Annotated in this window: 13 protein-coding genes; 9 read left to right on the plus strand and 4 right to left on the minus strand. The window is 62.2% G+C overall.

Annotated features, from left to right (window positions below; genetic code table 11):
• Nucleotides 1-3: 3 nt before the first annotated feature.
• The 6 genes from IEV58_RS02430 (at nt 4) to IEV58_RS02455 (ending at nt 5,429) form a co-directional block, all read left to right on the plus strand.
• Entirely contained in the window at nt 4-1,659 is a 1,656-nt protein-coding gene (locus tag IEV58_RS02430; RefSeq protein WP_188408101.1) for a nitrite/sulfite reductase, read from the plus strand.
• The gene (locus tag IEV58_RS02435) at nt 1,646-2,149 is read left to right on the plus strand and encodes a DUF934 domain-containing protein (RefSeq protein WP_188408102.1); all 504 of its coding nucleotides are present in this window, start codon (nt 1,646-1,648) and stop codon (nt 2,147-2,149) included. Before IEV58_RS02430 ends, IEV58_RS02435 begins: the two co-directional genes overlap by 14 nt.
• On the plus strand, nt 2,149-2,865 hold the full coding sequence (locus tag IEV58_RS02440; protein WP_188408103.1) for a phosphoadenylyl-sulfate reductase: 717 nt from the start codon (nt 2,149-2,151) through the stop codon (nt 2,863-2,865). The genes IEV58_RS02435 and IEV58_RS02440 overlap by 1 nt, the downstream gene beginning before the upstream one ends.
• 43 nt (nt 2,866-2,908) lie before the next feature.
• Complete coding sequence (locus tag IEV58_RS02445) at nt 2,909-3,901, plus strand: sulfate ABC transporter substrate-binding protein (RefSeq protein WP_188408104.1); 993 nt, start codon at nt 2,909-2,911, stop codon at nt 3,899-3,901.
• 88 nt (nt 3,902-3,989) lie between these two features.
• On the plus strand, nt 3,990-5,036 hold the full coding sequence (locus IEV58_RS02450; RefSeq protein ID WP_188408105.1) for a sulfate/molybdate ABC transporter ATP-binding protein: 1,047 nt from the start codon (nt 3,990-3,992) through the stop codon (nt 5,034-5,036).
• A 105-nt stretch (nt 5,037-5,141) separates the two neighbouring features.
• Nucleotides 5,142-5,429 carry a hypothetical protein gene (locus IEV58_RS02455; RefSeq protein WP_188408106.1) on the plus strand — a complete coding sequence of 96 codons (288 nt, stop codon included), beginning with the start codon at nt 5,142-5,144 and terminating at the stop codon, nt 5,427-5,429.
• Between the two features lie 72 nt (nt 5,430-5,501).
• Here IEV58_RS02455 and IEV58_RS02460 read toward each other — a convergent pair whose 3' ends face one another.
• Nucleotides 5,502-5,903 carry a PRC-barrel domain-containing protein gene (locus IEV58_RS02460; RefSeq protein WP_188408107.1) on the minus strand — a complete coding sequence of 134 codons (402 nt, stop codon included), beginning with the start codon at nt 5,901-5,903 and terminating at the stop codon, nt 5,502-5,504.
• Nucleotides 5,904-5,991: 88 nt separating this feature from the next.
• On the minus strand, nt 5,992-6,816 hold the full coding sequence (locus IEV58_RS02465; protein WP_188408108.1) for a TrmH family RNA methyltransferase: 825 nt from the start codon (nt 6,814-6,816) through the stop codon (nt 5,992-5,994).
• 128 nt (nt 6,817-6,944) lie between these two features.
• Here IEV58_RS02465 and IEV58_RS02470 point away from each other — a divergent pair, with 128 nt between their 5' ends.
• Entirely contained in the window at nt 6,945-8,138 is a 1,194-nt protein-coding gene (locus IEV58_RS02470) for an iron-containing alcohol dehydrogenase (RefSeq protein WP_188408109.1), read from the plus strand.
• A gap of 12 nt (nt 8,139-8,150) precedes the next feature.
• Here IEV58_RS02470 and IEV58_RS02475 read toward each other — a convergent pair whose 3' ends face one another.
• Entirely contained in the window at nt 8,151-9,659 is a 1,509-nt protein-coding gene (locus IEV58_RS02475) for a lipopolysaccharide biosynthesis protein (RefSeq protein WP_188408110.1), read from the minus strand.
• A gap of 369 nt (nt 9,660-10,028) precedes the next feature.
• On the opposite strand from IEV58_RS02475, the gene IEV58_RS02480 reads away from it, so the two are divergent.
• Nucleotides 10,029-10,886 (plus strand): type 1 glutamine amidotransferase, encoded by an 858-nt coding sequence (locus tag IEV58_RS02480; RefSeq protein ID WP_229729138.1) that lies wholly within the window; start codon nt 10,029-10,031, stop codon nt 10,884-10,886.
• On the opposite strand, the gene IEV58_RS02485 is transcribed toward IEV58_RS02480, so the two are convergent.
• The gene (locus tag IEV58_RS02485) at nt 10,883-11,563 is read right to left on the minus strand and encodes a TetR/AcrR family transcriptional regulator (RefSeq protein ID WP_188408112.1); all 681 of its coding nucleotides are present in this window, start codon (nt 11,561-11,563) and stop codon (nt 10,883-10,885) included. The two genes, IEV58_RS02480 and IEV58_RS02485, sit on opposite strands and share 4 nt — an antisense overlap.
• A gap of 206 nt (nt 11,564-11,769) precedes the next feature.
• On the opposite strand from IEV58_RS02485, the gene IEV58_RS02490 reads away from it, so the two are divergent.
• The gene (locus IEV58_RS02490) at nt 11,770-12,726 is read left to right on the plus strand and encodes a homocysteine S-methyltransferase family protein (RefSeq protein WP_188408113.1); all 957 of its coding nucleotides are present in this window, start codon (nt 11,770-11,772) and stop codon (nt 12,724-12,726) included.
• Nucleotides 12,727-12,748: the final 22 nt, after the last annotated feature.

Here is a 12,748-nt window from a genome sequence, read left to right on the forward strand (position 1 = left end):
GTCATGTACATCTACGACCAGTTCGACCGGACCTTCCTGCAGCAGCGCGTCGCGGAATTCAGCGATCAGGTGGAGCGGCGCCTTGCAGGTCAGCTGACCGAGGATGAGTTCAAGGTGCTGCGCCTCATGAACGGCGTCTACCTGCAACTCCACGCCTATATGCTGCGCATCTGCATTCCCTACGGGACGCTGTCATCCGCGCAGTTGCGCATGCTGGCCCATGTGGCGCGCACCTATGATCGCAACTATGGCCACTTCACCACGCGGCAGAACATCCAATACAACTGGATCGCGCTGAAGGACCTGCCCAGCGCTATGGCGGACCTCGCCACCGTCGGCATCCACGGCATCCAGACCTCAGGAAACTGCATCCGGAACACGACGACCGATCATCGCGCCGGTGCGGTTGCAGGTGAAGTGGACGATCCGCGTGTCTGGGCCGAGATCATCCGGCAGTGGTCCACCAACCATCCGGAGTTCACCTATCTGCCGCGCAAGTTCAAGATCGCCGTTTCCGCGGCGGAGGAAGATCGCGCCGCCGTGCTCGTCCACGACATCGGCCTCCGGCTTCTGGATGACGGAAACGGCAGGGCCGTGTTCCGCGTCATGGTGGGCGGTGGTCTCGGCCGGACACCCTTTGTCGGCAAGGTCATCCGTGAAAATCTGGCCCCGGAGCATCTGCTGAGCTATCTGGAAGCGATCCTGCGCGTCTACAACGCCGAAGGCCGGCGCGACAACATCTACAAGGCGCGCATCAAGATCCTGGTGCACGAACTCGGTGCCGAGGAGTTTTCCCGGCGCGTGGAGGCGGAATGGGAGAGCATTCGCGACGGCTATTTGAAGCTGGACGAGGTCGCGATCTCCGATATCCGGTCGCGGTTCAGATATCCTGACTTCGAGGCGCTGCAGGATGCGCCGTCCGAACTGGTCGCGGCGCTGATGAATCCGGCATTCGCGCGCTGGCACGAAAATTCCGTCGGCCGCCACAAGGTCCCTGGTTACGCCATCGTCACTCTTTCGCTGAAGCCGGTGGGAGGACCCCCGGGCGATGCGACAGCCGAGCAGATGGATGCCATCGCCGATCTCGCCGACAGATACGGCTTCGGCGAAATCCGGGTGGCGCATGAGCAGAACCTGTGCCTGCCCCACGTCCGGCAGAAGGACTTGCCCGAACTGTGGCGCGAGCTCGATGCCATCGGCGTCGCCACACCGAACGTCGATTTCATCACCGACATCATCTCCTGCCCTGGCCTCGATTACTGCGCGCTGGCCAACGCCCGGTCCATCCCGCTGGCCGAGGCGCTGACGGAGCGTTTCGCCGACCTCGATCGGGCCAAGAACATTGGACGCCTCCATGTGAATATTTCCGGCTGCATCAACGCCTGCGGCCATCATCACATCGGTCACATCGGTATCCTCGGCGTGGAGAAAAACGGCCAGGAGTTCTACCAGCTGACGCTGGGGGGCAAGGCTGACGAGAACGCGGCGCTGGGCCAGCTTTTGGGACCAGCGGTGCCCTATGACGGCGTGGTTGATGTCATCGAACGCGTGGTCGACACCTATCTTGACCTGCGGCAGGGCGAGGACGAGATCTTCGTCGATGCGGTCAAGCGCCTTGGCGTGGCACCTTTCAAGGAGAGGGCCTATGTCGCTGATTAAGGACGACCGCAAGGTCGCGGATATCTTCACCCGCATCGACAATGACGCGGCGATGCCGGAGAGCGGATCGGTATTGGTCACGGCTGAACGGCTGGAAGCGGAGTGGGAGGCGTTGGCCTCACGGGCCGACCCTGTCGGCGTGATCTGGCCCAACAACCGTCCCGTTGTCGATCTTGCGCCCTATCTCTCCGGGCTGGCGGTGGTGGCGCTCGTCTTCCCCATCTTTCGCGATGGCCGGGCCTATACCCAGGCCCGCCATCTGCGCGAGCGGCACGGCTATGCGGGCGAGTTGCGGGCGACCGGCAATGTGCTGCGTGACCAATTCCTGATGATGCATCGCGCCGGCTTCGATGCCTTCGAGGTGACAAAGCCCGGTGATGACGATGCTTTCACCGAGGCCTTGAGGCGCTACACCATGTTCTATCAGCCGGCGGTCGATGGCCGCCAGACCGTTCTGCGCCAGCGCCTCCACAGCCGAGGAATAGGCTGATGTTCGCTGGTGGGCTCGGGCAAGTCGCTGACGACGCCACCATGGCGCGTGCGGCGGAGCTCGAGGCGCGGCTCGGCCATGCATCTCCGCAAGACATCATTGAAGCTGCTGTGAGGGCCTACGAAGGCCGCATCACGCTGGTGTCGTCCTTCGGCACCGAGGCGGCCGTGCTCCTGGATCTTGTGGCCGAAGTCGACCCGGCGACGCCGGTTCTCTTTCTCGATACCGGCATGCTGTTCAGCGAGACGCTCGATTATCGCGACATTCTGATCGAGCGCCTCGGCCTGACCGACGTTCGCACGCTGGCGCCGGAGGAAGAGGCGGTTCGCGCGGAAGATCCCGACAGCTTCCTTTGGCAATCCGCCCCCGACGCCTGTTGCGCCCTGCGCAAGGTCGCGCCTTTGGCGCGCGCTCTAGAGGGTTTCGCCGCCTGGATCAACGGCCGCAAGCGTTATCAGGCGGTGACGCGGCGCCGGCTGCCGGTGGTGGAAGCCGATGGAACACGCATCAAGTTCAGCCCCCTTGCCTCCTGGGGCCGCGCGGAAATCGAAGCTTGGTTCGAAAGACGCGCTCTGCCCAACCATCCCTTGGCGGCGCAAGGCTTTCCTTCGATTGGTTGCATGCCCTGCACCAGCCGGGTGAAGCCGGGAGAAGACATCCGTGCCGGCCGCTGGCGCGGACAGGGTAAGATCGAGTGCGGAATCCACGTGAAGTGAATGCAGCTCTCAGACGTGTCCTTATGACCAGGAGTATCACCCGATGTGGAAGAAACTGATCACCCTCACTGTTGCCAGTGTTCTGGCGGTTCCCGCCGTGGCGGCCGAGTTCAGCCTGCTTAACGTGTCCTATGATCCGACACGTGAGCTTTACGCCGAAGTCAATGAAGCTTTTTCCGCAAGGTATCTCGCGGAAACCGGAGACAGTGTCACCATAAGGCAATCGCACGGCGGCTCCGCCAAACAGGCTCGGTCGGTGATTGAAGGCCTTGAGGCTGATGTGCTCACGCTGGCCTTGGCCTATGACATCGATGCTGTGGCCGACGTCGGCCGGCTCGACAAGGGTTGGATCTCGCGCCTACCCGACAATTCGGCACCTTACACCTCGACCATCGTGTTTCTGGTCCGCAAGGGAAACCCGAAGAACATCCGCGATTGGGGTGATCTGATTCGCCCGGGCATTCAGGTCATCACGCCAAATCCAAAAACGTCTGGCGGTGCCCGCTGGAACTATCTCGCGGCCTGGGGATACGAGTTGAAGCGCAGCGGCGGTGATGCGGCCAAAGCGAAGGACTTCGTGCGGGCGCTTTTCAAGAATGTGCCCATTCTGGACACCGGTGCCCGAGGGGCTACGCTGACATTCGCTGAACGTGGCATAGGCGATGTTCTACTGGCGTGGGAGAACGAGGCCTTTCTTGCCGTCAATCAACTCGGTCCCGACAAGTTCGATATCGTTGTTCCCTCCGTCTCCATCGTGGCCGAGCCTTCCGTCGCGATCGTCGACAAGAACGTGGATGCCAAGGGCACGCGCAAGGTCGCGGAGGCCTATCTCTCCTTTCTCTATACGCCGCAGGGGCAGGAAATCGCCGCCAAACATTATTACCGGCCGCGCGACGAGAACATCGCCTCTCGCTACCGGCAGGTCTTTCCAAAGCTCAGTTTGTTCACCATCGATGATATGTTTGGAGGATGGTCGAAGGCCCAGCCGGAGCATTTTGGTGACGGCGGTACCTTCGATGAGATATTCCAACGATGATCACCCGTCCCATCTCACCCGGAGCCGGCGCCCTTTGTGCTCCGGCTTCTGAGGCAGTGCCCATCCATTGTCTCGCCGAGGTTCGCTCATGAACATCGATGTCGCCGCCGTCACCAAGCAGTTCGGCACCTTCACCGCTCTCAATGCCGTCGACCTTCACATCGCCTCCGGCGAGCTCCTGGCGCTGCTCGGGCCATCCGGTTCCGGCAAGACCACGCTTTTGCGCATCATCGCGGGGCTGGAATGGCCTGATAGCGGCGAAGTTCGTTTCGATGGCCAGGATGCGCTCGACCGCTCGGTGCGTGAGCGCGACGTCGGCTTTGTCTTCCAGCACTACGCCTTGTTCCGTCACATGAGCGTCTTCGAGAACATCGCCTTCGGCCTGAGGGTAAAGCCGCGGCGCGAGCGGAAATCCGAAGCGGAAATCCGGGCCCATGTCAGCCGCCTTCTGGAACTGGTTCAGATCGGCGAGCTTGCCGACCGCTTTCCGGCTCAGCTTTCAGGCGGCCAGCGGCAGCGCGTGGCGCTGGCGCGCGCGCTCGCCATCGAACCCAAGGTGCTGCTGCTGGATGAACCCTTCGGCGCGCTGGATGCCAAGGTGCGGAAGGACCTGCGCCGCTGGCTGCGTCACCTCCACGAGGAACTCCATGTCACCTCGATCCTCGTCACCCATGATCAGGAGGAGGCGCTTGATGTGGCCGATCGTGTCGTGGTGATGGACCGAGGACAGATCGTTCAAGTGGGATCGGCGCAGGACATCTACGAGCAGCCGGCGACCTCCTTCGTGCATGACTTCATCGGTGAATCGATTGTCCTGAACGCCACGCTGGACCAGGGCGCCGTTCGGGTGGGCGAGGCGGAGGTGGGTCGCACGGAGCGCTCGAACGGACGGGCCCGTCTCTTTGTGCGGCCTCACGATGTGTCGCTTGTAACACCGCAGGAAGGACCGCTGACCGGTGAGGTGCGCGCCTTGCGAGCTCTAGGGCCCAACCAAAGAGTGGAGATCGCCCTCGATGACATAACCGGCGAGAGCCGCCTGGTGGAGGTCGAAGCCGGGCGCAACCGGCATCTCGGCATTGGCGAAAAGGTTGGCCTGAAGCTTGACCGTTACCGGCTGTTCGAGGCGCGCCCGTAAAGCGCGTTTTCTGACGGTGCTGTGATCGACCTTACCAAATGGTAATTTAACGGACACAATCCCGCCGGGTTACCTGATTGCTATGGTGCCCGGAGGACCTTTCTCATGAACCGCGAACAATATCAGGCTTTCGGACTGCGCTTCACCAAGGTGCCCACGTGGCAGATCGTGCTGATCGTGGCCGCGGTGCTGGCCATCGGCATTGCTCTGGCGGTTGTGGCGACGGGCATTTTCTTGATCGCGTTCCCTATCATGCTCTTGGCGGGCGCGGCTTATCGCCTGTTCGGAACGCGCACCAACCCACCCGCCGCTTCGCGTGGTCCGGCTCGGCGCGACGATGTGATCGAAACCGAGTATCGCGTCATCGAACCTGGCGAAGACGCGCGGCGCTAACGGCGCTGTCAATGGAACGCCGCCCCATCCGAGGGATGAGGCGGCGCGAGGTTCCAGCGATGCGGCTTTAGGTTAGATGGCGCCCCAATAGGGCGAGGCACCGTAATACCGGTAGATCTCCTCATCGCGTGTGCGATCGTCCCAATCGAAATCATCACCGCGCGAATGGGCCGGTGCGCCCTTGAGCTGGTCTTCCGTGACGTCAAGCTCATAGCCGTCGATGCTCTCGTTGTAGCGCAGCAGCGACCATGGCAGAGCGTAATGGTCGTGGCCGATGCCCATGAAGCCGCCGAAGGACATGACGGCATAGGCGACCCGGCCCGAGCGCTTGTCGATCATGATGCGCTCGATCGAGCCGAGCTTATCACCATCAGGACGACGTACGGCCGTGCCTTCAACCTTGTCGCTTGCGATAAGGCTGCGGGTTTCACGACGGTTCTGACTGTCGGTGAGATGGCCCTGTGTGTTTTCCATAGTTCAAATCTCCCGCATATCCTGTTCGGCCCCCAGGCCGCTTGATTGGGAAATCCGGAAAGAGCGGAGAGAGTTCCGGGAATAATTCTTAAGTCAGAGGGAACGATTTCGCCCTCAGCGCGTGCAGGGCGATCCCGCTGGACGTCGCGACATTTAGGGAATCAAAACCGTCCGCCATGCTGATCCGGACGGTATGAGCTCGTTGGAGTACCTCGTGCGGCAGGCCCGGCCCTTCCGCGCCGAGCAGGAGCGCGGACTGCGCCGCCGGCACGAGATCGCTGAGATCTGTCGTTCCCGATGGGCTCAGGGCATAAGCGGCCACTCCATGCGCCGCCAAGGCGTCCACAAGCACCTCCGCCGAACCGATGCGGGCAAACGGAATCTTGAGGCAGCCACCCACCGAAACCCTTACGGCCTTGCGGTAAAGCGGGTCGCATGACGTGTCGTCGAGAAAGACGGCATTGACGCCGAAGGCAGCGGCGTTGCGGAAGATGCCCCCCATGTTGTCGTGATTGGCAATTCCGACCAGCGCAAGCACGAGAGCCCGCGGCGGCAGCGATGTCAGAAGATCGTCCGCCATCAGGGGTGCGCCGATACGTCCGACGGCCAGGATGCCGCGGTGGATGTGGAAGCCGACGACTGCATCCATGACGGGGCTTGCAGCCGCGTAGACAGGCACATGTCTCGGCACCGAGGCGAGCAGAGGCTGAAGGCCATCGAGCCGATTGGCGGCGATCAGGATGGAATCGAGGTCGAACCGCGCGCCGCCAAGCAGCACCCGGAGCACGACCTCACCTTCAGCGATGAAGCAGCCTTGCCGGCCGATGAGATCGCGCTCACGCACGTCGCGATAGGCTGCGATGCGAGGATCGTCGCGATCTTCGATACGGATGGCGTGGCTGGTTTCTGTCATGCCCGTCGCTCTACCATGATGGGCTCTGAAGGGCATCTGCCCACACAAGACTTGGGTTGAGAGCCTCCGACCCTATTTGCGCTTGAGGGGTCTGATGACCATTACGCCCGGCAAGGAGGAGGAAGCCCATGACCGAGAACCTCACCGGCACCTGGAATTTCCCGACGCGGATGCTCGTCGGCCCGGGGCGGATCGCCGAACTGGCGCAAAGCTGCCGCGCCTGCAGCATCGAAAGTCCGTTGGTGGTCACCGATCAGGGGCTGGCGGATCTGCCGGTGGTGGCGAAGGCGATCAAGGTGCTGACCGGCGCCGGGCTTTCACCGGACGTATTCTCCGACGTAAAGGGCAACCCCACGCTCGATAACGTTCAGGCCGGTCTCAAGGCCTATCGCAACGGCGGCCATGACGGCGTTGTGGCCATCGGCGGAGGGTCTGCCATGGACGTCGGCAAATGCGTGGCTTTCATGGCCCGTCAGACCCATTCGATCTGGGATTTCGAGGAGGCGGGTGAGCGATGGAAGCAGGCCGACGCCAAGGCCGTCGCCCCCGTCATCGCGGTGCCCACCGCGGCGGGCACGGGTTCGGAAGTCGCGCGCGGGGCCGTTGTGACCAACCTCGCCACCAAGGAAAAGCGGCCGATCTTTCATCCCAAGATGATGCCGAAGATCGTCATCGCCGATCCCGAATTGTCGGTCGGTCTGCCCCCCGCTATGACAGCGGCCACCGGTCTGGACGCGCTCACCCACTGTGTGGAGGCCTATTGCGCCAAGGGTTTTCACCCTATGGCTGACGGAATTGCGCTGCAGGGCATCGCCCTCATCGCGCGTTATCTGCCGCGCGCTTTTGCAAAAGGTGATGACATCGAGGCGCGGTCCCGCATGTTGGCCGCCGCCGCCATGGGCGCCACTGCCTTTCAGAAGGGTCTTGGCGCCACACATGCGATCTCGCATCCGGTTAACGCCTTTTATGACACGCATCATGGGCTGACGAACGCCATCGTCATGCCCTATGTGCTGCTGTGGAACCGGCCCGTCATCGAGCACAAGATGGCGATCCTGTCCCGTGTGCTCGACCTCCAGCCCAATCTGACGCAGCACGGCTTTGATGCGGTGCTGGGCTGGCTCCTGGACCTGCGTATCTCGCTGAACATCCCCAATTCCCTTGCCGAACTCGGTGTCCCGGAGGATCGGGTCGAAGCCATGGCCGAGCAGGCCATGCGCGATCCCTCCGCGGAGTGCAACCCGCGACCCATGACGCAGGATGATTTCGCCAGGGTGATCCGCGCGGCGATCTGCGGCGACCTCACCATATCCGGCGGGTGACCACCCCCGCGCTCAGGAGGTGCGCGGCGGCATCGAGGTCTTGGCTGTCTGCGGCGCCCGTCCCATCCGCATGAGGGCAGGCGCTGCCAGTGGATGCAGATCCTTCCAGACGGACCGTATGAAGGAGCGGAAGAAAAGGCCGAGGGTGCCGAAATAGATCACCACACCGGCGGGAACGAGGATGACCACCTCCAGAAGGCGGCTGAGGTCGGTGAGCACATAAAGCCGCAGGCCGATCAGCGCCGCCAGCATGATCGTTGCCGACAGGAACGGCGGGAAGATGTCTTGCAGGGCCTTGAGGGGCGGCAAGCCGACGGCCCGCCTCAGCAGGGCCAGCGTCGGAACCAGGCCTGCGTAAGCCCTTCCGGCATAGCCGAACGCCATGGCTGATATGCCGAAGGGTGCCGCGAGAAAACAGATGACCACGTCGGCCACCAGGGTGACGAAGCTGCGGGCCGACGCCAGATGGGTCTTGCCGGCGGCGGCGAGAAGAGGCTGGACGAAATAGTTGATCGCGGCCACTCCGCCGAACAGGCAAAGGGCAAACATCACGGGGCCGCTCTCCGCCCATTTTTCGCCGAAGAGCAGGACGACGAGATCGCCGCCGAGGCCGGCGAGGCCGAAGAAGGCGGGCAGGGCGATCAGCGAAACCGCCCTGGTCACACTGCGATAGCCCCGAACCAGCGCTTCATCGCCTTCCAGGCGCGAGAAGCCCGCTATGGCTGCCTTTCGCATCGGCGTGATGGTCAGGTCGAAGACGAAGTTCACGATGCGGCTGCCGACCTTGTAGAAGCCGACCGCTGTGGAACTGATCAGCAAGCCTGCCAGCAGTTCCGGTACGCGGCGGCTGATCTGGCCGAAGACGGCCGAAGCACTGAGATGGATTCCATAGCGGAACATCACCGCGAATTTCTGGCGGTGAAAGGTCCAGGATGGAGACCAGGAAGCCGCCTGCCAGATGATGATCGTCTGGATCAGGGAGTTGATGATGCGATTGATGACAAGCGCCCAGACGCCGAAGCCGGCGAAGGCAAGAACGACGCCGATGATGCCGGCGCCTATCGTGGCGAACGTGGTACGTTTTGCCAGGCTCTTGAACTGAAACTCGCGCTCCAGCTTCGCCTCATGGGTGGCGCGCAAGGCATCGATCACGAGTGAGGCTGACAGGGCTGCGAGAACGAGACCGAAGTCGTGGCCATAGCTTCCGCTGAGGAAATGTCCGCCCGCAATGCCCACGAGCGCGACAAGGGTGATGGAGAAGATCAGGTTGCCCCAGAACGCGGTGGAGGCAGCCTCCTGATCCCAGACCTTTTCGCGGATCAAGGCCGCCGGAAAACCGCCGAGTGCCAGTGACCGGCTAAGGTCGATGAACACGCTGGCAAAGGCGACGATGCCGAATTCAATAGGGCCGAGCAGGCGCGCCAGGATGGCGAAGATGATGAAGTTTACGACATTGGCCCCGCCCTGACCTACGAGGGACCAGAACGAACCGGCAGCGAATTGCTGCTTTACGCCTCCCATTCCAGCCCTCCAAACAAAGCGCGGCGTCCCCGCAGCCCGCGCTCAACCTGCATCGCTCGCACCTTTTCGCGGATGTCCGTTTTTGCGTGAGTGCCTGAAAGTTCAACAGAACTTCATCGCACCACCAAATGCGTAAACAGCTCAGGCTGTTCCATAATATTATATTACTTGCGTATAGCGTGATTTTTCGCAACGATATATTCACGCAAGATTTAGTCCGGAGTGACTATTGGCGGAGCCGCATCAAAGACTATATGCGAGCCGCTTCGGAACCTTGCTGGACGACCACCGCGACGAAGCCTATGACACGGGCAGCCGTTTGACGGCAGTTTGCTGCTGCCGTGCGATTTCATGTGCCGGATAAAGCCGATGCGTCTTCTTGTGGTTGAAGGAAATGCCCCCGACGGGCGCGCACGCCAGGAGGCGCGTGGCGAGATCACCTATGGCGAGCTTTATTCGAACCTGCTGCGCGGCTTCGTTCCCAACGCGGTGGTGGACATCTGCCTGCCGACCGATCCTGGCGCCAATGTGCCGGATGCGGATGGACTGTCCGGCTACGACGGGGTCGTCATCACGGGTTCGGCGTTGAACATCTATGATGCCACGCCCGAATGCATGCGCCAGGTCGACCTGGCGCGCGCGATCTTCGACGCGGGCGTCCCCTTCTTCGGGTCGTGCTGGGGCCTTCAAGTGGCGGCAACGGCGGCAGGCGGCGTTGTGCGCCGCAACCCAAAGGGCCGCGAGATCGGCCTTGCCCGCAAGATAACGCTGACGGACGCCGGCAAATCCCATCCCATGCATGCCGGTAAGGGGCCGGCCTATGATGCGCCCAGCATCCATACCGACGAGGTCGGCACGCGTCCGGAAGGCATGATCGTGACCGCATCCAATGCCACCTCCGATGTCCAGGCCGCCGAGATCCGCCACGGCAGCGGCATCTTCTGGGGCGTTCAGTATCATCCTGAGTTCACGCTGAACGACATCGCCGCCATCGTGGCCCGCTATGGGCCGACCCTGATGCAAGAGGGGCGGGTACGGTCAGAGGAGGAGGCTATCGGTCATGCCAGTGAACTCAGGGCATTGGGTGACGATCCCACGCGCACCGATCTGGCCTGGAAGTTGGGCATCGATGCCGATGTCCTCGATGCCGACAGGCGTATGATCGAGATCCGCAACTGGATCGAGCACATGGTCAAGCCGGTCATGAGCAAGCGCGTGCGCGATTAGGACAGGCTGTCCATCGGCCTGCCGGCATCCGCAACAGTTCGAGCGATCGGCACGATTGCCTTGGTGGGAGCAGGCGCGAAAATGAGCCGGACAAACGACCGGAACGCGAGAATCTGCCGTTCCAGCCGATGCGGCTCGTTCAGCGCCTTCGACATGATGATGCCGCCGTCAACCACGCAGGACAGCATGTCCGCCACGTCATCAAGGTCGATCAGCTCCCGCGGGGGATGAACTGCGGCGATATCGTCGAGCACCTTGCGAAAGCGCATGTTCCAGCTGCGGACGGAAGCGGCCGTCAGCGTGCGCACCTCCCGGTCGAACAGCCGCTCCTGATAGCAGACGCTGGCGATGAGGCAGCCGGGATGACCGTTGGGCAGGTCCGACATGATCTCGGCCAGCAGCTTCAATGAGATCAGGAAGGCCTGTAGCGGGTCATCGGAGAGCTCCCGGCCACGCTGGAAGATGTCGTCGAACAGCGCGTCGGTGGTCGCCACGTAGCGCCTGATCATCTCATGCGCGAGTTCGTTCTTGTCGCGGAAATGATAGAAGAAGCCGCCCTTGGTGATCCCGGCTTCCGCCACAAGCTCTTCGATCGACGTCGCGCTGAAGCCCTTCGCGAGGACGGCCGCCTCCGCGATGGTAAGAAGTCGCTCGCGCGTGGCAAGGCCTTTGGCCATGGCCGTGATCCAGCTTCCTGTACTGACGGTATAGTTTTCACGGTGTCGCGACAAGAGCAGTCAGATGTTCTGCATCGTCGGCATCCATAACTCGTTGATGGCGCGTCAACATTTCCGATGAGGCGGGAGTGGACTGCGAGACGACTATCTCACGTCCGTCTTCTGGCTCAGAAATCCCGCATCGAAACGCGTTCAGGGAGACAATCATGCCAAAGTACCGGGACCATCTACCCCAGACGCGCGATCGGATGTTCCTGTCCGATGGCGGAATGGAAACGACGCTGATTTTCCATGAGGGTCAGGATCTGCCGTGCTTCGCCTCCTTCATTCTCCTCGAAACGGATGAGGGACGGACCCGCTTGAAGAGCTATTACGAGCGCTACCTGTCCATCGCCCGGCAGAACGGCGTGGGCTTTGTGCTCGACAGCGCCACCTGGCGCGCCAATCCCGACTGGGGCGCGCAGCTTGGCTATAATGCGCAGGGCCTGCGCAGGATCAACGAAGCTTCCATCGCGATGTTGGCCGATCTGCGCCACCGCTGGGAGGCACCGGAAACACCGTGCGTGATCAGCGGAGCCGTGGGCCCTCGCGGCGATGGCTACAAGATCGGCGTCATGAGTGCCAGTGAGGCTGAGGAGTATCACCGCGCCCAGGTCGAAGCCTTTGCGGGCACCGAAGCGGATATGGTCACAGCTTTCACCCTGACAACCGTCGATGAAGCCATCGGCATCGCTCGGGCGGCGCGGGCCTGCGCGATCCCCAGCGCAATATCCTTCACGGTGGAAACCGATGGCAGACTTCTGTCCGGCCGTACCATCGCCGAAGCCATCGAGATCGTGGATCAGGAAACGGACGGCGCACCGGCCTACTTCATGATCAATTGCGCCCATCCCACGCACTTCGATCGCGCGCTGCCGAGCGACGAGAAATGGATGGCCCGCATTGGCGGCATCAAGGCGAACGCCTCAAGCAAAAGCCACGCCGAACTCGATGAGGCGGAAACCCTTGATGCCGGTGATCCGGTTGCTTTGGGCGCGCAGTACCGGCAGTTGCAAAGCCGGCTTCCGAGGATGCGCATTCTCGGCGGCTGCTGCGGCACGGATCATCGTCACGTGGCCGCCATGGCAAGAGCTTGCCTGCCGATGACCGCCTCAGCCCTGTGAGTGACCGGGAGGCTGCTCTTCA

Source organism: Agaricicola taiwanensis (genome assembly GCF_014635245.1).
GTDB lineage: Bacteria > Pseudomonadota > Alphaproteobacteria > Rhizobiales > Methylopilaceae > Agaricicola > Agaricicola taiwanensis.